The organism is Epibacterium sp. Ofav1-8, from assembly GCF_022348185.1.
Taxonomy (GTDB): domain Bacteria; phylum Pseudomonadota; class Alphaproteobacteria; order Rhodobacterales; family Rhodobacteraceae; genus Epibacterium.
The window spans coordinates 153,746-174,452 of the sequence record NZ_JAKRFD010000003.1; the positions used below are offsets into that span (position 1 = coordinate 153,746).

The following is a 20,707-nucleotide window of genomic DNA, read 5'->3' on the forward strand; positions in this document are numbered from 1 at the left end:
AGCTTACGAAGAGACCTGTTCCCGGAGAATGGATGCCGTCAGGGCACACATCAGGTAGATACCGGAAAAGATCAGGAAAGCCAAAATCGTATTCTCGAATTTTCGCGGGTAGGAGGGCGTGTCGGCGGGAACCGGCTCGACCGCGGTGGTGAGGTAGCGCACCTGGCGGTTGGCCTCCATCCGGGTCTGTTCCACCTGTTGCAGCGCCGATTGCAGCATCATGTCGCGGGTGGCGAGGTCGGCCTGGGCCATCTGGATCTTGACGCTGAGCGAGGCCAGGGAGTTTTCCCCCTGGGAGGCATCGGTCATCCGTTCGTTCAGCTCAAAGATCAGTGTTTCCAGCCGCTTGATGTCTGCGGCGGTGCCTTCGACCTTGGCCTGGTTGGGGCGCAGGTTGTCCTTCAGCGCCGCCAGTTCCAGACGTTTCTGCTGCAGCTGAAGCTCGAAGGTGTTGATCTGGGAGCGCAGCGAGGCAATCACCCCCTCGGGGTCGAGGACGGCGCCCTGTTGTTGCAGGCGGACCAGTTCGGCCTGGGCGTCGCGGCGCTGCTGTTCGGCCAGTTCCAGCGCGTCTTCGGCATCGCCCACCTGATCGGCGCGTTTTTGTTCGGACAGGTGGTTCACGTTTTCCTGCGCGTAGGAGATCAGGTGGCGCGAGAACTCGGCCGCAACCTCGGGCTCGGCGGCCGAAACCTCGAGCCGGACGACCCCTTCGGTCGGGTCGTAGCCGATCTTCACGTTGCGCTTGTAGATCTTGTAGGCGTCATCGTTGCTGGCCCCGGGTTCCAGCCGCTGGATCGGATCGATCCAGTCCTGCGAGAAATGGGCGCGGAAGCCGGCCTCCTCATCGAGGCGCCGCATGGCGACCTTGGATTGCAGGTAGGCCTGCACGGCGATCGAGTCCTGGCTGGTGGCAAACTGGGTGCCGCTGAGCAACCCGCCGAAGCCGGAGGAGCCGGTGCTGTCGGCCTTGAGCACCAGGAACTCCGACTTGGAGGAGTACATCGGCGTGGCGATGGTATAGAAATAGATCCCCGCCAGCAGGGTCGGCAACAGCACAAAGGCGCTGAGACGCACGCCGAGCAGGGCCATTTTGCGGCGACGACGGCGCGCGATGTCGCGCTGGATCGACTGGATCTCGCGGTTGCGCCGCTCTGCCGGGCTGAGGGTTTCGGTGCTCGGTACGGGGCGGTCGCCTGCGGGGACCGTTTGCGGCAGGGTCTGCGGCTTGGCGGTGTCGCCGGGGTCGGTCTTGGCCGGGACGCCGGATTTCTGCCCCTGGGGGACCACCAGTTCCAGCATGTTGGCCCGTTTGAAGGGATCGATGCCGCGCAGGCGCAAGAGGCGCACCGCGTCGTAGTCCGAGGTGGCGGGCAGGTCGTGTTTCTGGGCCACGCGGCGTGCGAGGCGCAGCTGTCGGCCGGTCAGCCCTTCCTGCTTGATGGCGTCAATATCGGTGCTCGCGGCGGTTTCCGCGGCAGAGGACAGCTGACCGCTGCGGGGCGTGGCCGCCGGATCAGCGGCGTTGGTCCCCGCGGCGGAGCGGGCCCCAGCGTCCGGGCCGGTGGCGGAGGCAGAGGTGGCACCGGACTGCGGCGCCGGTTCGGCCTGGTCCCGTGCTGCGGCGTTGCCCGCCCGCGGCGCGGCCTGATCGGCCTGAGCAGAGCCAGCCTGAGCAAATTCCGCCCGGTCGGGTCCCGGCACGGGGCGTGCCGTGGCGGCGTCCGGGCGCGCGTCGCCTTGCTCTGCCGCGGCCGTGGCGCTGCGGCGGATGCGGAATTTCTTAGCCTTGGGTTTCGTAGTCATAGAGCTGTTTCGCTTCTTCCAAGGTTTCAAACATATGGAGCTGCCCGTTCATCAGCACCGCCGCCGAATTGGCGAATTTCTCCAGGGTGCGGGGCTGGTGCGACACGATCACGATGGTCGTGGTTTGCAGGCGTTCCTGGAGAATCGCACCGGCCTTGCGGTTGAATTCCACGTCGGTGGAACTGGGCATGCCCTCGTCAATCAGATAGATGTCAAAATCCAGCGCCAGCATCAATGCAAAGGAAAACCGCGACTTCATGCCGGCAGAATAGGTTCCCAGCGGCTGGTCGAAGTATTCGTTCAGCCCGCAGAGCCAGCGGCAGTAGCTTTCCACGTAATCCGGGTCGAGCCCGTAGAGACGGGCGATATAGCGGCTGTTTTCCATGCCGGACAGGCGACCGATGACGCCGCCCATAAAACCGAGCGGAAAGGAGATCTTGCAGCCGCGATAAATCTCCCCTTCGTCGGGTTTTTCCAGCCCGGCCATCATGTTGATCAGGGTGGTCTTGCCGGTGCCATTGGGCGCGAGGATGCCAAGCGAGGTCCCCAGGTTCACCTCAAAGGAGACCCGATCCAGGATCACCTTGCGCTGGGTCCCGGTCCAGAAGGATTTGCTGACGTTCACGAATTCCAACATTGCCCGATCGGTCTGTCGCCTCTTGCCTCATGTTCCCGGAGGCATCGGCTGCGGGCCGTGCGCTCCTTGCTTGTTCTTATCATGCGGCACCGGATTTTTGAATCCGGATGCGCCGCATCCCGTCACCCTTGGGTGGCGGGCCGGTTTCGGCCGCGCCGTGCCATCGCGCCATGCTCGGCGCCTGCCGTGCTCCGCGCCTGCCTTGCTCCGTGTCTGCCGTGCGCACCGCCTGCCGGCGTCGTTGCCTTGATGCATGCGCATGTTGGACCAGCTGCCTGCTTAGCGAGCCCTAGCACAGGATCGTTAACGGTTTACGCGTTGATTTGGGCGCAAATATGTCGAATTTGAGCAAACCTGTGCAACTGTGCCGCAGGGCCCGGGCGGCCCGGAGGCGGGGCGGGGGCCGCAGCAGCAGAGTTGGGATGAGCCATCATGACTGAGATCTTAACGTTAAAACAACGCATTGCTGCATGTCGCATTTGTGCGGACCGGTTTGCTGCCACGGCAACCGCGCATGCGCCGCGGCCGGTGGTCTGGTTCGATCCCGGCGCGCGTATCCTGATTGCCGGACAGGCGCCGGGGCTTCGCGTGCATGAAAGTGGTAAACCCTTTACGGATGCGTCGGGGGATCGTCTGCGGGATTGGCTCGGGCTGGACGCCGAGCAGTTCTACGACCAGCGTCGGGTGGCGATCGTGCCGATGGCCTTTTGTTTTCCGGGCTATGACGCCGGGGGGTCCGATCTGCCGCCGCCGCGGATCTGCGGCGCGACCTGGCACGGTCAGGTGATGGCGGAGCTGGAGGAGATCCGCCTGCGCATCATCGTGGGCGGGCATGCTCACCGCTATCACCTCGGCACCCGCAAGGGCGTGACGGAGGTTGTTCAGGCCTGGCGCGACCTGCCCGAGGGGGTCTTTGCCTTGCCTCATCCGTCGTGGCGCAATACGGCTTGGCTGAATCGAAACCCCTGGTTCGAGGCGGAACTGCTGCCGGTTCTGCGCGCCCGGGTGAAGGAGCAGATGCAAGATGACTGAGATGACCCCGCTGGATCTGGCCCATGCGGCGATGGAGGCCGCGCCCGAAGACGACGCGGCGCGGTTGCGGTTCTTTGAGCGGCTGGCCGATTGCGAGCTGTTCATCCTGCTGGACAAGGAACCCGAAGGGGATCGCATCAGCCCGGAGATCTTTGACACCGGCGAGGGGCGTTTTGTGCTGGTGTTCGACCGCGAGGAGCGTCTGGCGCAGTTCGCCGATCGGATCGTGCCCTATGCGGCGCTGTCGGGACGGGTGATCGCCGCGATGCTGGCGGGGCAGGGGATTGGTCTTGGGGTCAATCTTGAGGTCGCGCCCTCGTCGATATTGATCCCGGATGCGGCGATGGGGTGGCTGGCGGAGACCCTGTCGCATGCCCCGGGCGAGGTGGAGGCGGCGATATCCGAAGTGCGCCCGCCGCAGGGCTTGCCGGAGGTGCTGTTGACGGCGCTGGATGCCAAGCTGGCCACCTCGGGCGGGCTGGCCAAGATGGCCTATCTGGCGGCGGTGACCTACGAGGGCGGCGGCAACGGCCATTTGCTGGCGTTCGTCGGGGCCCGCCCCGGGTCCGAGGGTGCGCTGGCCAAGGCTGTGGGGGAGGCGTTGACGTTCTCCGGCATCGAGGCCGGAGCACTGGACGTCGGGTTCTTTGCCGCCCGCGACGAGATCTCCGCACGCCTGTCGCGGGTCGGGTTGCGGTTCGACCTGCCGGAGCCCGCATCCGCGCCAACACATGCCCCACAGATGCCGGGCGCGGATCCGGCCAAGCCCCCGCGCTTGAAATAACCATGGAGCGTTGACAGCGGCGGGGGGGGCTCCCGCCCGTCGTCGGATCATCTGCATGATCCGCTCCCGTTGGGCCGGGCGCCGGGCCTGTCGGCCCGGCGCGGCCTCCAGCCCCGAATGGGGCTGGAGGCTGGGCCCAACGCTGCCAGGGGGATCTGCCGCAGGCAGGGCACCCGCAGGGGCGGGAGCGCCCCCGTCCCTGGTGCCGCGACGGTGAATGCTGCCTTGATCCCGCTGTTCTGGCTCGGCTCCGTACCGTTCAAAAAACCGCCGCTCAAACAAAACGGCCACAAGCCCCGCGGGACCTGCGGCCGATTTCATGAACCAAGGCCGGAGATTACTCGGCCGCTTCGAGCTTGTCCTGTGTCTTGGTGTCGAAGTCCTCTGCCGCGTGGCGTTCGTGCAGCTGCGAGGACAGCTCGCCAAAGACGCGGTTCACCATGCGGCCGCGCTGGACGGCCGGGCGGGCATCAATCGCCTTGGCCCACCGCATGACGTGCTCATAGCTCTCCACATCGAGGAACTCTGCCGCATTGTACTGCCGGCCCAGAACCAATTGGCCATACCAGGGCCAGATCGCCATATCGGCAATCGTGTAGTCCTCGCCGGCGATATGGGTTTTGGTCGCCAGTTCCCGGTTCAGCACATCCAGCTGACGCTTGACCTCCATGGTGAACCGGTTGATCGGGTATTCGAATTTCTCCGGCGCATAGGCGTAGAAATGGCCAAACCCGCCGCCCAGATAGGGGGCGGAGCCCATCTGCCAGAACAGCCAGTTCAGAACCTCGGTGCGCGCGCTGCCCTCCTTGGGCAGGAAGTGGCCGAACTTCTCGGCCAGATGCATCAGGATCGACGCACTTTCGAACACCCGGACAGGCTCTGCGCCGCTGCGATCGAGCAGCGCGGGGATCTTGGAATTCGGGTTGATCTCGACAAAACCGGAGCCGAACTGATCGCCGTCGCCGATCTTGATCAGCCAGGCATCATATTCCGCCTCCTTGACGCCCGCGGCCAGCAGTTCTTCCAGCATCACCGTGACCTTGACGCCATTGGGCGTTGCCAGGGAATAGAGCTGGAAGGGATGCGCGCCCACCGGCAGATCCTTGTCATGGGTGGCGCCGGCTATGGGGCGGTTGATGGAGGCGAACTGGCCGCCGCTTTCCTGCTCCCAGGTCCAGACCTTCGGAGGGGTATAGGTCGAATCGCTCATGGAGGGCCTCTTTGTTCCCGTGTCAGACGTTGGTGAAGGGCCAGCCCGCAGGCGGCGCCTCACCTCAGATGGGGACGATACCGAAAATTCCAATGACTGGAAGGTCTGGCGCGGTAAATTTTTGGACACCTGATTGTGCGCGGTTGTTGCGCGGCGGGGCCGGAGGCCCGATCCGCCGCGATCTGCGGCGCAATTTGGCGCTGACGGGAACCTCGGCGGTTTTCATTTCCGCCCAGCCGCGTATGTATGGGGAAAGCCCCTTACAGACAGGCAGAATATCCCATGGCCACAAGCGAAAAACCGCCTCTTCTGGCGGTCCTGATCGACGCGGATAATATCTCCGCAAAATTTGCAGAAGCCATGTTCGAGGAGATCGCCTCGCTGGGGGAGGCAAGCATCCGGCGCATCTACGGGGATTTCTCCGGTGGCGGTCCGCAGGGCTGGAGCAAGGACAAGCTTGCCGCCTATGCGATTGTTCCGCATCAGCAATTTGCCAACACCACCGGCAAGAACGCCAGCGATATCGCGCTGGTGATCGACGCGATGGACATCCTGCATTCGGGCCGGTTCGACGGGTTTGTGCTGATCTCGTCCGACAGCGATTTCACCCGTCTGGCCAGTCGCATCCGCGAACAGGGGCTGGATGTCTATGGCATGGGGATGCGCAAGACGCCGGCGGCCTTTGTGCGGGCGTGCAAGCGGTTCATCTATGTGGAGAATCTCCTGAAAGAGGAGCCCAAACCGCAAAAGCAGAAACAGAAACCAGCCGCGCAGGCGACCGAGCAGACCGCAGCACCGCAGGACGATCAGGCTCCGGCAGAGCTCGAAGATCCGCAGAAACTGGTGCTGCGCGCCATGGATGCGATCAGCCAGGAGGACGAGTGGTTCTCGCTTGGGCAGATCGGCCAGTATATCACCGCCGCCAGCCCGGACTTCGATACCCGCAGCTACGGCAAGAGCAAACTCTCGGACCTGATCGCCACGATGAAAATCCTGGAAACCCGCAGGGGGGACGGCAACCAGATCCTCGTGCGGCGGCTCGATTGATGCCGACACCGCAACCTGGCGCGCTCCGCTGGCAAAAAGCCGAGGGCGCGGTGATCTGCGCGGCCGGTCTGTGGCTCTATGCCGGAGCGGAGGCGGTGCTTCCGATCTGGGGGGCGGTGCTTGTGTTCTTTGCCCCGGATCTGAGCTTTCTCGGCTATCTATTCGGGCGCCGTGTCGGGGCGATTTGTTACAACCTGGTCCACGTCTACGCGGCGGCAATTGTTACATTGGTGCTGGCGCATCTGTGGCAGGCGCCGCTGGGGTGGGAGCTGGGTGCGCTCTGGCTGGCGCATTGCGGTCTCGACCGGATGCTGGGATACGGGTTGAAAACACCGCAAGGCTTTGAATTTACGCATCTCGGCCGCATCGGGCGTGCGCGTCAGGACGCAGAATAGCGCCGGACGCACGGCCGATCACGCGTATCTCACGCGGTCTCGTCTCTCAACACAGCCGCGTGAGAGCCACTTCGCATGTGACCAATCTCGCGTATCTTCGCCTGAGATCCCGCACTGATGCGGATCAACTGGAGTTTGCTGCGCCGTCTGGCGCGAGGAGAGGAATTGGCGATGAAACGTTTTGCATTGGCTGCGGTGGCAGCCCTGTCTTTTGGTCTACCCGCGTTTGCTGGTGAGCAGTTTGTGGACGACACCGGCTATGCGGTTTCGGGCTATGACGTCGTGGCCTACCGCAGCCTGGCGCAGGCCCCGGTTGGGCAGGCGCAGCCCGCCGCGGTCCCCGGCAAGGCCGACATCACCGCGGATTACAATGGCGCGACCTTCGCCTTTGCGACCGAGGAAAACCGCGACACCTTCCTGGAGAACCCGGCCTATTATGCCCCGGCCTATGACGGCCACTGTGCCTATGGCGTCTCCAAGGGCGGCAAGGTGCCGGGCAATCCCAACCTGTGGCGGATCGTGGATGACAAGCTGTATCTGAACATCACCAAGAATGTGGTGAGCTTCTGGGAAGAAGACATTCCCGGCAACATCACCCTGGCCGAGGGCAACTGGCCCGGCATTGATCCCAACCCGGCGTCGACCAATCCGATCCCGAACTTTGCGTCCAGCGCCCCGGCGCAGGACTGACGGTTAAAGGTCAGTCATACACAGGCCCCGCAGGTGATGCGGGGCCTTTTTGTTTGCACTGTCTGCTGCGGGGGGGGGGGGATCAGCGGGCCGGTGACGGGCCTGCCATCCGTTGCCACCGCCCCGGAGACATGCCCACGGCGGCGGTAAACTGGCGGGTCATATGCGGCTGGTCGCTGAAACCTGCATAGGCCGCCGCCTCCGCCAGGGACATGCCGTCGGAAATCGCCTGCCGTGCCCGGTCGACCCGACGCAGCGTCAGGTAGCGATAGGGGCTGGTGCCCAGCGCGGCGCGGAATTGCCGGGACAGGCTGTAGCGGTCGTGCTGGGTCAGGTTCTCCAGGTCCTCGGACGGAACCACCTGGTCCGCGTGGGCATCCAGATAGGCGCGCGCCTGCTCCACCGCGCGGAGATCAATGCGGGACGTCCGCATCTGGCCCGCGCTCTGGTCCTGTGCGAGCAATCCCTGCGCCAGCAGCGTGATGATCTGATCCAGTTGCAGCGGCTCCAGGGTCCGGCCCATATCCGCGCAGGCGTTCTGGAGCGCCTGCAACAATGCGCCATCGGTCAGCACCGGATCGCGGGCAAACGGCAGCGCGCGGGCGTTTGGGCCGAGCGCGTCCCGGATGCGGGTCGGGGCGATATAGAGCATCCGGTAGGAAAACCCGGCGTCATGACCAGCTTCGCCATCATGCAGCTCGTCCGGGTGAATGACGATCACGTTCCCCGCAAGACTGTCCGCCCGCGCCCCGCGATAGCGAAAGCTCTGCACGCCGGTGATGGTATAGCCGATCGCATAGGTGTCGTGGCGGTGCGGACCATAGGCATGGCCGTCGAAATGCGCCTCGATCCGCTCGATGCCGGGGGTTTGCGGCGCCACCCGCAACCAGTCACCGCGGCTGGGCAATGTGCAGGATCGTTCAAGACCGGGCGGTTCGGCTCTGGCAGGGTGCGGCTTTGACGACGTGTCGGTCATGGGTGGGGATCCTTGGGCGGCACGGGACATATCCTGCTGGCCCGGCTCGGGCTGGTTGGCACTACAACAAGGAGTATCCCTTTGCCGCCTGAAAAACTCAATATTCTCGATCAGGTAGATGCGCAGATAACGCAGGTCTTCGATCCGCATATCGTGGCGGATGTGAATGACGCGCAGGTCAAGGTCGCCAAGTTCGGTCCCCTGTTCGACTGGCACAGCCACCCGGCGGAGGACGAGGCGTTTCTGGTCCTGCGCGGGCGTATCGCCATCGATTTCCGCGATGGTGTGGTTGAACTGGGGCAGGGGGAGTTCCTCTGTGTGCCGCGTGGCGTCGAACATCGCCCCCGGGCGCTGACGCCGGAGCCGGTGGTGATCATGGTGGAACCCGCCGGTACGGTGAACACCGGTGATGCCGAGAGTGCCCTGACCGTGGCGGCGCCAAAGCGCCTGCAGGCGGAGGGCTGAGCGATGCAGTTCGAGACCAAGATCGCCATTGTCCTGCGCGCGGATCTTGCCACCTGGCAGAAGCTCAATGTCACCGCGTTTCTGATGTCGGGCATCGTCGGCGCGGCGCTGGAGCTGATCGGGGAGCGCTACCGCGACGCGGACGGTAACAGCTACAACGCGCTGGCCATTCAGCCGGTCATCGTTCTGGCCAGCGACGGCGCGGGGCTGGGCAAGATCCATGCGCGGGCGCTGAGCCGGGAGGTGCCGCTGTCGCTTTATACCGAGGAGATGTTTGCCACCGGCCATGACGCCGCCAACCGCGCGGTGGTGGCGGAGTACGCAGCGGCGGATCTGACCCTCGCGGGGCTGGCGCTGCGCGCAGACAGGAAGCTGGTCGACAAGATCACCAAAGGCGCAAAGATGCACCCCTAGGGCAGCGCTTCGGGCGGGAGATGCGCCGCTGCCCTGGCGGCGGCGCGCCTTGGGCGAGGTCCGGACCCATCCCGCCCCGCATGGGCCGCGTGCAACGAAAAACCCCGGCTGTCCAAAAAGGCGCCGGGGTTTCTGTCGTGTCGTGTGGGATGCGCGCTCAGCGCTTGCGGTCGCGGCGCGAGCTCATCGGCTGGAAGGCAACGCCCACATGCGCCTCGCAATAGGGTTTGCCCTGCTGGGTGGGCAGGCCGCAGAACCAGAAATCATCGGTCGCCGGATCCCCAACGGGCCATTTGCAGGTGCGCTCCGTCAGTTCCATCAGCGTCAGCTTCTTGGCCTTCTTTTCGATCTCGTTGACCTTGGCCAGGGCTTCGGGGCTGATCTCATTGGCAGAGGGCTGCGGCGGCAGCGGCTGACCTGCGGGGATGATCTGCTTGCGCGCCGGGGCGGCGGGTTTCGGCTCTGCCGCCGGAGCTTCGGCGACGGGGGCCGGTGCGGCCGGGCGGGCCGGTTCCGTCTTGGGCGCGGCCTTGGGCTTTGCGGCCGCCTTGGGCGCGGGCTTTTCCTTCGGCTCGGCTGCGGCCTTGCTGCTGCCGCCGGTGGTGCGATTGGACAGGCCGAGGCGGTGAACCTTGCCGATCACTGCATTGCGGGTCACCCCGCCGAGTTCCTTTGCGATCTGACTGGCCGACTGGCCTTCGCCCCACATTTTCTTGAGCAGTTCGACGCGCTCGTCTGTCCAGGACATAAGGTGCCTTTCAAAGCTAATAGCGGCCTCAAGAAACCTGTGGCCGCCATCGAATTCCAGAGTGTTGCCCTACAATAGTCACTGGCGGGCGAGATACAAGTCATGAACCGACCCCTGACGGCACAGAACCGCAGCTTGCATCCCGGGAATGAGCGATTATGCAGGGGGGACTGAGACGATGAGGATGCTATGACCGACAACAACATACACTCGAGCTTTCGCATCGAGGTCGGCGAACGCCGGTTCGGCCGGGTCAATTGGCTGGGTCTGAAAACCCTGGCGGAGCGCGAGATCAAGCGGTTCCTGGTGGTCTATACCCAGACGCTGGTGGCGCCGATGGTGACGGCGGCGCTGTTCCTGCTGATCTTTTCGATCGCCATCGGGCCGCGCCGGGGCGACGTCATGGGCGTGGACTTCATGTCGTTCATCGCGCCGGGTATCATGATGATGACGGTGATCCAGAACGCTTTTGCCAATACCTCGTCGTCGCTGGTGATCTCCAAGGTGCAGGGCAATATCGTTGACACGCTGATGCCGCCCTTGTCGGGGCTGGAGATCCTGCTGGGCTATCTCGCCGGGGCGATCGCACGCGGGTTGCTGGTGGCGACGGGAATCGGTCTCGGGTTGGTGCTGGTGCTGGGGCTGGTGCCCGCGCATCCGCTGGTGGCGCTGGGCTTTGTGGTGCTGGGAGCCGCGTTTCTGGGCGGCTTGGGCATCGTGGCCGGGGTATTTGCCGAGAAGTTCGACCAGATGGCGGCGATCACCAACTTTATCGTGACGCCGCTGGCCTTCCTGTCGGGGACCTTCTACTCGGTCGAGGCGCTGCCGCCGGTGCTCTATGCGATCAGCCACGTCAACCCGGTATTCTACCTCATTGATGGGGTGCGGTTCGGGATGATCGGCGTGTCCGACAGCGACCCGGCCTTTGGCGCCCTGGTGTGCCTTGGGGCAACGGCCGTCATTCTGGTCGTAGCCTGGCAGATGCTGCGCCGCGGATACCGGCTGAAGGACTGAGCGACGCAGAAGGTCCGGAGGCTCAGGGGGCGGGGCGGCGTGCGGTCACGCTTGGGCGCTTGCCGTTGACGCTCTCGCGCCAGGCCAGCAGCGCCGCGCCGGAGAGGATGATGCCGGCCCCCAGAAGGGTGATCCAATCCGGCAGCACGCCAAAGATCACCGCATCGTAGATCGCGGCAAAGACCAGCGTGCCATAGGCAAAGGGCGCCACAAAGGACGCATCCGCCCGCGCCATGCCATTGATGAAACAGGCCTGCGCACAGGCCATCAATCCGCCAAGCGCGGCCAGCGCGCCCCATTGCGCCGGGGTCGGCATCTGCCAGACCGCCAGCGCGGCGCAGCTGGCGATCACCATGCCGATCAGGTTGTTCACCCACAGCACCTGCAAGGGCGGTTCGCGTCCCGCCAGTTTCTTGATAAAGATCAGCTCCGCCCCCATGGCGACCGCAGCGCCAAGCGCCAGAACCGCTGCGGGCTGGAAACTCTCCGGTGTCGGGCGCAGCAGGATCATCGCACCCGCAAGGGCGATGGCGGCGGCCAGCCAGCGCCAGGGGCCGACCTTCTCGCCCAGGAACGGGATCGCCAGCAGCATGCCGATCACCGGGTTCAGAAAGGAAATCGCCGTCGCATCCGCCAGCGGGATGAAGGCAACGGAGGCAAACATCAGCGTGACACCGCCCCAGCCAAAGGAGGAGCGCCCGATATGCAACCCCCAGTGCGGCGCGCGAATCTGCTGGCGCCGCGCCATCACCGCAATCGAAATCCCGATGAAGGCAAAGACGAACCGCCCCTGGCTGATCTGCAAGGCATGCAACGGCGGGCCGAGCGTGTCGGTGCCGAGCGACTTTGCCAACAGCGTGGTGCCGGCGATGAAGACGGTCGCCAGCAGGATCAGCGCGGCGGCAAGCGGTGGGTTTTGCGGGGTCACATGGCTCATGCGTCAATCGGTGCGTCAGGCCGCCGCCAAAGGCAAGCGCAAAGGCTGCGCTCCGGGGTGATGCGTCCCGTGCCCCCGGATGGGCTGGGATGCCGGTTTGCGCTGATGAAGGTGTCAAAGGGGGTTTTCATGCCGATAAACTTCCGTTATGGACCCTGCCTATGATCAAACACGCGTCTTTCCTGTCGACCCGACGTCGACGCCAATGTGCCTGACACGCTGCCATCCGCAGCGCCTTTGATCCCGCGCGCCTTGCTTGTTCATCAAGGGGGCGCGACCTTCTCGAACCCAGACCGGACCAGTTGTTGACCGTCGCCCCGTGGTGGGGCACTGATTTGGTCCTGATCCCTCATAGTCATGATAAGGATGACCCCCATGATCCCCTCCGTTCTTCCGACCTATAATCGGGCGCCCCTGACCTTCGTCAAAGGCGAAGGCTCCTGGCTGATCGAGGCGGATGGCCGACGTTTTCTGGATCTGGGCTCGGGCATCGCCGTGAACGCGCTGGGCCATGCGCATCCGGCGCTGGTTGAGGCACTGACCAGCCAGGCGCAAAACCTGTGGCATGTCTCCAACCTCTACGAGATCCCGCAGCAGCAGGCGCTGGCCGACAAGCTGGTGGCGGAAACCTTTGCCGATACGGTGTTCTTCACCAACTCCGGCACCGAGGCCTGCGAGCTGGCGGTGAAGATGGCGCGCAAATATCACTTTGAGCAGGGCCAGCCGGAGAAAGTGGAAATCATCACCTTCGAGGGGTCTTTCCACGGCCGGTCCTCCGCCGGCATCGCCGCGGCGGGGTCGGAAAAGATGACCAAGGGGTTCGGCCCGCTGCTGCCGGGATTTGTGCATCTGCCCTGGGGCGACGCCGACGCCGTCGAGGCCGCCATTGGCGAGACCACCGCGGCGGTGCTGGTGGAGCCGGTGCAGGGCGAGGGCGGCATCCGCCCGATGCCCGATCAGGAGTTGAAGGACCTGCGCGCGCTCTGTGACGCACATGGCATCCTGCTGATCCTCGACGAGGTCCAATGCGGGGTGGGCCGCACCGGCAAGCTCTTTGCCCATGAATGGGCGGGCATCACCCCCGACATCATGATGGTGGCCAAGGGCATCGGCGGCGGCTTCCCGCTCGGTGCGGTGCTGGCCACCGAAACGGCCGCCTCCGGCATGACGGCGGGCACCCATGGCTCCACCTATGGCGGCAACCCGCTGGGCTGCGCGGTGGGCTGCGCGGTGATGGATCACGTGGCCGCGCCCGAGTTCCTCGCGGAGGTGAACCGCAAGGCGGGCCTCATGCGCCAGAAGCTCGAAGGGCTGGTTGCCTCGCACCCCGAGGTGTTCGAGGAGGTGCGCGGTTCCGGGCTGATGCTGGGGCTGAAATGCAGGGCGGTGAACGCCGATGTGGTCAAGGCGGGCTATGCCGCCGAGGTCATCACGGTGCCCGCCGCCGACAATGTGATCCGCCTGCTGCCCGCATTGACCATCACCGATGCGGATATCGAGGAGGCCGTCCTGCGCCTCGATGCGGCTGCCACGGCGGTCGAGGCTGCCTGACCTTCATCTTTTCCCAAATACCCCAGGGGTGCGGGGACGGGTCCCAGCGTCACCTCTGGCACAACAAAGCGATACACCTCATGAACCATTTCCTCGACATCCATAAGACCTCCCCCGACGACCTGCGGCAGATCATCGACCATGCCGCGCAGATGAAATCCGCGCGCGCCGGCCGCCCCAAGGGCACGCCCGACGACGACCAGCCGCTTGCGGGGCGCATGGTGGCGCTGATCTTCGAAAAACCCTCGACCCGGACCCGGGTGTCGTTCGACGTCGGCGTGCGCCAGATGGGCGGCGAGACCATGGTGCTGTCGGGCAAGGACATGCAGCTGGGGCACGGCGAGACCATCGCCGATACCGCCCGCGTCATGTCGCGCTATGTGGATCTGATCATGATCCGCACCTTTGACGAGACGGTGCTGACCGAGATGGCGGAATATGCCGATGTGCCGGTGATCAACGGTCTCACCGACCGCACCCACCCCTGCCAGATCATGGCCGACATCCTCACCTATGAGGAGCATCGCGGCCCCATCAAGGGCAAGAAGGTGGTCTGGACCGGGGACGGCAACAACGTCTGCGCTTCCTTCATCCATGCGGCCGGGCAGTTCGGCTTTGACCTCACGTTTACCGGCCCGTCGCAACTGGACCCGGAGGAGGAATTCATCGGTCTGGCGCGCAAGGCCGGTGCCACCATCTCCATCGAACGCGACGCGGCCAAGGCCGTGGCGGGCGCCGATCTGGTGGTGGCGGACACCTGGGTGTCGATGCATGACAGCCAGTCCTCCAAGGAGCGGCGCCACAACATGCTGCGGCCCTATCAGGTCAATGATGCGCTGATGGCCCACGCCAAGCCCGATGCGCTGTTCATGCACTGCCTGCCCGCGCACCGCGAGGAGGAGGTGACCTCGGCGGTGATGGACGGGCCGCAGTCGGTGATCTTTGACGAGGCCGAGAACCGTCTGCATGCGCAGAAGGCGGTGATGCGCTGGTGTCTCGGCGTCTGATTCACCGGCACTGACAAGACCGGGGCGGGGGCGCTCCCGCCCGTTGCGCCTGCATGTTCATGCAGGCCCGCCCGTTGGGCGTGGCGCCGGGCCTAGCGGCCCGGCGCGTTGCGTGTGGGGCGCGGCAGTGCCTCTGGTCAGCCGTCTGCGCCTCTGACAGGGTGGCGGCGAAACACGCATCCGAAAGGACGGGTATCATGGCGGAAGGACATATCGTGGTTCTGGGCGCCCCGGCACCGGCCGGGTTCTGCGCTGCGCTCTGGGCTGCGGCCGGGCATATGGTCACCTGGATTGCGCCACCGGACTGGCATGCGGCCCATCTGCGCGACGGGGTGCATCTGACCGATCACAGCGGCCTTGATGCGCGTGTGGGCGCCGACACGCTGGCCTGCACCACCAGTCCCGAGACACTGAGCCAGGCTGCGATGATCGTGGTGCTGGCCGCCACACCGGAGGCGTGCGCCCTGCTGCGCGCGGCCGACACCAAACCGGGGACGGCGCCGGCGTCCCGCGGCGCTGCTGCGGCACCCGTGCTGCTGTTTCACGCCGGGCCTGCGGTATCGATGCCCGACGGCCCCTCCGATCCGCGGCCTTCCTCTGCGCCGTCGGTCGAAGGGGTGCTGCCCTGGCAGGTGGAGGTGCGGCAGCAGGCGGGACCGCGTCGGCTGCACCGCTGTGGGAGCGGACCGCTCTTGGTGTCAGAGGCGGCCGGGGCAATGGCCCGGGAGCTTGATGTGCCTTGCCTCGAAACCACCACCCACCGGGATATTCCCGGCCTCCTGTGGGGGCTGCGACTGGCGGAGCTGTTGCGTATCAATGCAGGCGAGGCGGAGGCGCCGGATCTGCCGGAACACCCGCAGGCCCTGTTGCAAGAGGCGCTAGGCACTCTGGCACAGGCGGGCATACGGCCCTGTTTGCCCGGCGGCGTGCCCTTTGCCCTGCGGGTTGGGCTGTGGCGGTCACGCCTGTTGCCAGCCTCATGGCGCGGCGGGCTGGCAAGACCGCACTGGCCGGGGCCGCTGGGGCACCAGCGCGCCGCTGCAATCGAGACCATGTTGGCGCAGCTTCTCCGGATGGGGCGGCGGCATGGGGTCGAGATGCCGGAGACCTCTGCCTGGATCGACCGTCGCAGGCAAAGCGCGCCGCTGGCGGCGGAGCGCTGATCCCGGCCCACCACGCACAGTCGTTCGCGACGCGCTGTCCAGGGCGCACTGACAGGCGGGCGGTAGGCGGGCCGGGGTGGGCAGGCAGGCGGGGCGCTCAGCGGCCGAGCAGATGCAACAGCGTATAGATCCCCGCCGACAGGGCGGCCGACAGCGGCACGGTGATCAGCCAGGCGGCGAGAATGGTCAGCACATGGCTGCGGCGGACCAGACGCCGGCGGCTGCGGTCCTCGCGCGGCAGGCCGGGACGCGCCGCGCGGGCGCCGATGCGGCGGGCGCGGGCGGCCATGTGCTCGCGGTAGAAGCCGACGCCAAACACCGCACCGACCGCGACATGGGTCGAGGACACCGGCATGCCGAGCCAGCTGGCCACGATCACGGTCAGCGCGGCGGAGGTGGAGACACAATAGGCGCGGATCGGGTTGAGCTTGGTGATCTGGCTGCCGACCATGTTCACCAGCCGGGGGCCAAACAACAACACCCCCATTGCCATGCCGAGGGCTCCGATCACCAGCACCCAGAGCGGCACCGGGATTGGGGCAAAGGCGTTGATTTCAGCCGGGTGGGTGCCGCCGCCGCTGTTGGTCATGACCTGCATGATCGTGGCCAGTGGCCCGATCGCATTGGCGACGTCATTGGCGCCATGGGCAAAGGACATCAGCACCGCGGCGATCACCAGCGGCAGGCGGAACAGCGCCTTGATCGCGCCTTTCTGGTGTTCCAGCTGGGCCGCGCGGCGCAGCACCACCGGGCGGGCGACCAGATAGGACAGGGCACCGGCGACCAGCCCGGCCAGTGCGGCCTGGTCGGGCGTGGGGCTGGCGATGCGCTCTGGCAGCTTGAGCGCGAAGAACACGGCAAAAGCTCCGCCCATGCCGGCCAGCAGCACCGGCACCCAGCGGCGCGCGGCGGCCATCTTGTCCGGGCGGTTGCTGATCAAGCGCTGGATCAGCGCCAGCAGCGCCATTGCCAGCGCCGCGCCGATCAGCGGCGACAGCATCCAGCTGGTAGCGATGCCACCGAAGGTCAGCCAGTCCACGGCGGCAAACCCGGCGGCAGCGGTGGTGGCGCCGAGGATGGCGCCGATGATGCTCTGGGTGGTGGAGACCGGCGCCCCCAGCCAGGTGGCCAGATTGACCCAGAGCGCCGAGGCGATCATGGCCGACATCATCGCCTGCACCATGATCTGGGGCGCGCTCACGGCCGAGGGGTCGATCAGGCGGCGGGACACCGTAGCGACCACCTCGCTGCCTCCCAGAAGCGCGCCGGTGACCTCTGCCAGCGCGGCGGCGATCAGGGCGGCCGTCATCGGCAGGGCCTTGGCGCCCACCGCGGGGCCCATGTTGTTTGCCACGTCGTTGGCGCCGATGTTGAGCGCCAGATAAGCGCCAAAGACCGCCGCCACCATGGCCATGATCGTGGTGGGCGAGGTGCCCAGCACCAGTGCGGCCTCCAGCCCGGCCAAGGCCATGAACGCCAGCGCCAGCCCCAGCCCCAGCAGCGGACGCACCACATAGCCGGTCACCCGCTCCACCTGGTTCAGGCGGGCAAGATCCTTGTCCAGGGATCGCCAGTCGGGGCGGGTCGTCATGGGGTTGCCTTCCTTGCGCATGTCTGCAGGCCCAGGGTGCGCGGGGGACCCTGGCGCAGGCACAGGCTGAGATCGGAATGTGACACCTGCATCACGGCGATCAGAAATTGTTCAACAAATCGCGCAGCTCCGGCTCGTCAACACGGGTTGCGGCCTCGGCCGGCGACATCCAGCTGCGGCTCCGTTCGTGGGCTTCGGGAAAGCACTCCTGAAGCTCCTGCACCTCCACCGCGTAGACCAGCGTTTCCAGCGGCTCAACAGCGCCATTGTCGAGACGCTTGTCGTAACTGTAGCAGCCCAGGGGCGTCTCGTCGAAGCGGCTTTTGGCAACGCCGGCCTCTTCCCAGGCTTCCTGAACGGCGCTTTCGGCGCTGGTCTTGCCCGCCATCGGCCAGCCCTTTGGCAGCACCCAGCGACCGGTGTCGCGGCTGGTGATCAGCAGGACCTCACGCCCGGTATCGGTCTGGCGATAGCACAACGCCGCCACCTGCAGCCGTCGCGGGCGCGACAGCATCGGCAGGAGGGTCTGGGACCAGAGCTTGTTGAGGGCGTTCAGCATGGGTAGCGGTCATGGTCCGGAGGTGTCCGGGCGGCCTTGTTGGTTGCATGTGGCGATTGACCGACGGCACCTATGCAAAACCGACCCTGTTTGCAACGATTAAATGACAGGGGTGTTTGAAATTGCCCGAAATCAGCCCTTGATGTGTGGGAAAACGCACGTTTCAGCCGCGCGGGCGGGCACGCAGGGTCGCTTCAGCCTGGGTCGGGTCCTCGGGCCAGGGGTGTTTGGGGTACTGCGCGCGCATGTCCTTGCGCACATCGGCGTAGGAGCCGGACCAGAAGCCCGGCAAATCGCGGGTGATCTGGATCGGGCGCCGGGCGGGCGACAAGAGCGTGACCTTGAGCGCCACACCCGCCACTGTGGGATGGCGGGTGACGCCGAACATCTCCTGCAGGCGGACCTCGATCCCCGGTGTGTCGCCCGCGTAATCAATGGGGATCTTGCGCCCGAGCGGCGTGATGAAACTGCCCGGAACCTCGCGGTCAAGGAGCTGGGTCTGTTCCCATGTCAGCGCGGCGCGCAGGGCTGGGAGCGCGTCGAACCCCTTCCAGTCGGCGTCCGTGCGCACGCCCGTGAGCATGGGCAGCAGCCAGTCCTCGAGGCTTGCCATCAGGCCCGCCTCGGAGAAATCCGGCAGGTCGTGGCCTTCGGCGCGCAGCAGTTCGACACGGGTGGCAAGCCGCGCGGCGGCGGGCGACAGGCGCAGGCCGAGGTCACGCACACCGTCGAGCATGGCGGTGGCTGTGGCCTCGGGCGGGACATCCTTCCAGATGCGGTCGTCCAGTACCAGCGCGCCAAAGCGTTCCTGTTTGCGCGCCACCACGCGGCGGTCGCGTTTGGACCAGCTGCAGAGATCCTGCCAGTGGATCTGATCTGCGAACAACGTGCGGATTTCGGCCAGGGTGATCTGCGCCGCAAGGCGGATCTTGGCCTCGCGCGGATTGCCGTCGCTGTCTGTGACGACAAGGTAAGGAGCCGCGGCCAGCGGGTCGGAGTTTTCCAGCACCGCGCCCTTGCCACCAGAGAGCACATAGCGGGCATCATCACCCTTGCGGCGCTGCGCCACCCGATCCGGGTAGGCCAGCGCGGCCATGGCCGCCGGAGAGAGCGGCTCTGATGTGGCGGGGGCGGCGGGTTGGCCCGCGGCGCGGGGCGTAGTGTCGCTCTGCCCGCCGCGTTGCCGGCGCAGGCGCTTTGCCTCACTGGTGATCGCCTGCAGAGCGGGGGTCTTGACCTGATAGGGGCGGCGGTCGCGGAAACGGCGCAGATCCCGCAGGGCCTCAAGACGCAGCGCCAGATCCACCGGCGCGCCGCGCAACGGGTCGCGGTCCGCCATCAGCGCCGCCAGTGTGGCGCTCTCCGGTCCCGCCACCGCCAGCATATGCGCCAGACGCGGGTGCAGGGGAAGACGGGCCAGAGCGCGGCCATGGTCGGTGATCCGCATCTGCCCATCCAGCGCGCCGAGCATCTGCAACAGGGTGCGGGCCTCAGCGAGACTGCCGGAAGGCGGTTGGGTCAGCAGCGGCAGATCCGCGGGCTCCGCGCCCCAAAGTGCCAGTTCCAGCGCCAGACCGGTGAGGTCTGCGGCCTCGATCTCGGCCGGGGGATAGGCCATCAGCGCGCCCTCTTCGCCCTTGGACCAGAGCCGATAGCAGGTGCCCTCGGCCACGCGACCGGCGCGGCCCTGTCGCTGGGTGGCTTCGGCGCGGGTCACGCGTTCTGTCACCAGCCGCGACATGCCTGCACCGGGATCGAACCGGGCGCGCCGGGCCTGTCCCATATCCACCACGACGCGGATGTCCTCGATCGTCAGGGAGGTTTCGGCGATGGAGGTCGCCAGCACCACCTTGCGCCCCTCGGACACGGGGGCGATGGCGGCGCGTTGCTCGGCAAAGGGGAGGGCGCCAAACAGCGGGCGGATCTGGCAGTGGCCGGGCAGATGGGCCTCCAGCGCGCTGGCGGCGCGGCGGATTTCGCCCTCGCCGGGCAGGAACACCAAAAGGCCACCGCCGGTCTCGCGGGTCTCCCCTTCGGCGCGGGCAACCAGATCCACCAGCGCGTCCAGCTTGCGTGCCTTGGCGGGCAGGGGGCTGTCGAGCCAGCGGGTTTCGACCGGGTAGCTGCGGCCCTCGGAGGTCACAATGGGCGCATCCATCAGGGCCGCCACCGGCCCTGCGTCCAGCGTGGCGGACATCGCCAGCAGCAAGAGGTCGTCGCGTAGAGCGCCTGCGACCTCAAGGCAGAAGGCGAGCCCCAGGTCGCCATTGAGGGAGCGTTCGTGGAATTCGTCGAAGATCACCGCGCCGACGCCCGGCAGGTCCGGGTCCGATTGCAGCATCCGGGTCAGGATGCCCTCGGTGACAACCTCGATGCGGGTGGATTTTGAGATCTTGGCCTCGCCGCGCACCCGGTAGCCGACGGTCTGACCGGGGCTTTCCCCCAAGGTTGACGCCATGCGCTCTGCCGCGGTGCGGGCGGCGAGGCGGCGGGGCTCCAGCATCAGGATGCGCCCGGTGGTCAAGCCTGCCTCAAGGATCGCAAGCGGCACCTTGGTGGTTTTGCCCGCACCGGGGGGCGCTTGCAGCACCGCGCGGCCCCGCGCGCGCAGAGCATCAATCAGGTCGGGGAGCGCGTCATCAATCGGGAGCCGTATCATGGCGGCGCTTATCGCCAATTGC

Annotated in this window: 20 protein-coding genes; 11 read left to right on the forward strand and 9 right to left on the reverse strand. The window is 66.1% G+C overall.

Features of this window, described 5'->3' with window-relative positions; genetic code table 11:
* Positions 1-3: 3 nt before the first annotated feature.
* Complete coding sequence (locus MHM97_RS05970; protein WP_239320660.1) at positions 4-1,806, reverse strand: capsule biosynthesis protein; 1,803 nt, start codon at positions 1,804-1,806, stop codon at positions 4-6.
* Complete coding sequence (locus tag MHM97_RS05975) at positions 1,784-2,443, reverse strand: ABC transporter ATP-binding protein (RefSeq protein ID WP_239320663.1); 660 nt, start codon at positions 2,441-2,443, stop codon at positions 1,784-1,786. The genes MHM97_RS05970 and MHM97_RS05975 overlap by 23 nt, the downstream gene beginning before the upstream one ends.
* A gap of 432 nt (positions 2,444-2,875) precedes the next feature.
* On the opposite strand from MHM97_RS05975, the gene MHM97_RS05980 reads away from it, so the two are divergent.
* Entirely contained in the window at positions 2,876-3,475 is a 600-nt protein-coding gene (locus tag MHM97_RS05980) for a uracil-DNA glycosylase family protein (RefSeq protein WP_239320666.1), read from the forward strand.
* Entirely contained in the window at positions 3,468-4,259 is a 792-nt protein-coding gene (locus MHM97_RS05985; protein ID WP_239320669.1) for an SseB family protein, read from the forward strand. Before MHM97_RS05980 ends, MHM97_RS05985 begins: the two co-directional genes overlap by 8 nt.
* A gap of 337 nt (positions 4,260-4,596) precedes the next feature.
* Here MHM97_RS05985 and yghU read toward each other — a convergent pair whose 3' ends face one another.
* Positions 4,597-5,469 carry a glutathione-dependent disulfide-bond oxidoreductase gene (gene yghU / locus MHM97_RS05990; protein ID WP_239320672.1) on the reverse strand — a complete coding sequence of 291 codons (873 nt, stop codon included), beginning with the start codon at positions 5,467-5,469 and terminating at the stop codon, positions 4,597-4,599.
* A 282-nt stretch (positions 5,470-5,751) separates the two neighbouring features.
* Between yghU and MHM97_RS05995 the strand changes: the two genes are divergently transcribed.
* The 3 genes from MHM97_RS05995 to MHM97_RS06005 all read left to right on the forward strand — a co-directional run bounded on the left by MHM97_RS05995 (position 5,752) and on the right by MHM97_RS06005 (position 7,601).
* Positions 5,752-6,516 (forward strand): NYN domain-containing protein, encoded by a 765-nt coding sequence (locus MHM97_RS05995; protein WP_239320674.1) that lies wholly within the window; start codon positions 5,752-5,754, stop codon positions 6,514-6,516.
* Positions 6,516-6,911: a DUF4260 domain-containing protein gene (locus MHM97_RS06000; protein ID WP_239320677.1), complete on the forward strand. Its 396-nt coding sequence runs from the start codon at positions 6,516-6,518 to the stop codon at positions 6,909-6,911. The genes MHM97_RS05995 and MHM97_RS06000 overlap by 1 nt, the downstream gene beginning before the upstream one ends.
* Before the next feature lie 171 nt (positions 6,912-7,082).
* A complete protein-coding gene (locus tag MHM97_RS06005; RefSeq protein ID WP_239320680.1) occupies positions 7,083-7,601 on the forward strand; it encodes a YHS domain-containing (seleno)protein in 519 nt (172 codons plus the stop codon).
* A gap of 82 nt (positions 7,602-7,683) precedes the next feature.
* On the opposite strand, the gene MHM97_RS06010 is transcribed toward MHM97_RS06005, so the two are convergent.
* On the reverse strand, positions 7,684-8,577 hold the full coding sequence (locus MHM97_RS06010) for an AraC family transcriptional regulator (protein ID WP_239320683.1): 894 nt from the start codon (positions 8,575-8,577) through the stop codon (positions 7,684-7,686).
* 81 nt (positions 8,578-8,658) lie between these two features.
* Here MHM97_RS06010 and MHM97_RS06015 point away from each other — a divergent pair, with 81 nt between their 5' ends.
* The gene (locus MHM97_RS06015; protein WP_239320686.1) at positions 8,659-9,042 is read left to right on the forward strand and encodes a cupin domain-containing protein; all 384 of its coding nucleotides are present in this window, start codon (positions 8,659-8,661) and stop codon (positions 9,040-9,042) included.
* Between the two features lie 3 nt (positions 9,043-9,045).
* Entirely contained in the window at positions 9,046-9,456 is a 411-nt protein-coding gene (locus MHM97_RS06020) for a DUF2000 family protein (RefSeq protein ID WP_239320689.1), read from the forward strand.
* Between the two features lie 157 nt (positions 9,457-9,613).
* Here the strand turns inward: MHM97_RS06020 and MHM97_RS06025 are convergent, their stop codons facing one another.
* Positions 9,614-10,204 carry a GcrA family cell cycle regulator gene (locus MHM97_RS06025; protein WP_239320692.1) on the reverse strand — a complete coding sequence of 197 codons (591 nt, stop codon included), beginning with the start codon at positions 10,202-10,204 and terminating at the stop codon, positions 9,614-9,616.
* Between the two features lie 189 nt (positions 10,205-10,393).
* Between MHM97_RS06025 and MHM97_RS06030 the strand changes: the two genes are divergently transcribed.
* Positions 10,394-11,218 carry an ABC transporter permease gene (locus tag MHM97_RS06030; RefSeq protein ID WP_239320695.1) on the forward strand — a complete coding sequence of 275 codons (825 nt, stop codon included), beginning with the start codon at positions 10,394-10,396 and terminating at the stop codon, positions 11,216-11,218.
* Between the two features lie 22 nt (positions 11,219-11,240).
* Here the strand turns inward: MHM97_RS06030 and MHM97_RS06035 are convergent, their stop codons facing one another.
* Complete coding sequence (locus MHM97_RS06035; protein WP_239320697.1) at positions 11,241-12,155, reverse strand: DMT family transporter; 915 nt, start codon at positions 12,153-12,155, stop codon at positions 11,241-11,243.
* Positions 12,156-12,530: 375 nt separating this feature from the next.
* Between MHM97_RS06035 and MHM97_RS06040 the strand changes: the two genes are divergently transcribed.
* The 3 genes from MHM97_RS06040 to MHM97_RS06050 all read left to right on the forward strand — a co-directional run bounded on the left by MHM97_RS06040 (position 12,531) and on the right by MHM97_RS06050 (position 15,876).
* Entirely contained in the window at positions 12,531-13,706 is a 1,176-nt protein-coding gene (locus MHM97_RS06040; protein WP_239320700.1) for an aspartate aminotransferase family protein, read from the forward strand.
* Between the two features lie 80 nt (positions 13,707-13,786).
* A complete protein-coding gene (gene argF / locus MHM97_RS06045) occupies positions 13,787-14,713 on the forward strand; it encodes an ornithine carbamoyltransferase (RefSeq protein WP_239320703.1) in 927 nt (308 codons plus the stop codon).
* Positions 14,714-14,910: 197 nt separating this feature from the next.
* Positions 14,911-15,876, forward strand: a complete 966-nt coding sequence (locus MHM97_RS06050; RefSeq protein ID WP_239320706.1) for a hypothetical protein — start codon at positions 14,911-14,913, stop codon at positions 15,874-15,876.
* Positions 15,877-15,973: 97 nt separating this feature from the next.
* Here MHM97_RS06050 and MHM97_RS06055 read toward each other — a convergent pair whose 3' ends face one another.
* From MHM97_RS06055 to hrpB, 3 genes are all read right to left on the reverse strand, one after another.
* Complete coding sequence (locus MHM97_RS06055) at positions 15,974-17,467, reverse strand: inorganic phosphate transporter (protein WP_239320709.1); 1,494 nt, start codon at positions 17,465-17,467, stop codon at positions 15,974-15,976.
* Positions 17,468-17,567: 100 nt separating this feature from the next.
* On the reverse strand, positions 17,568-18,026 hold the full coding sequence (locus MHM97_RS06060; RefSeq protein WP_239320712.1) for an NUDIX hydrolase: 459 nt from the start codon (positions 18,024-18,026) through the stop codon (positions 17,568-17,570).
* A gap of 163 nt (positions 18,027-18,189) precedes the next feature.
* Positions 18,190-20,685: an ATP-dependent helicase HrpB gene (gene hrpB / locus MHM97_RS06065; protein ID WP_239320714.1), complete on the reverse strand. Its 2,496-nt coding sequence runs from the start codon at positions 20,683-20,685 to the stop codon at positions 18,190-18,192.
* Positions 20,686-20,707 lie beyond the last annotated feature (22 nt).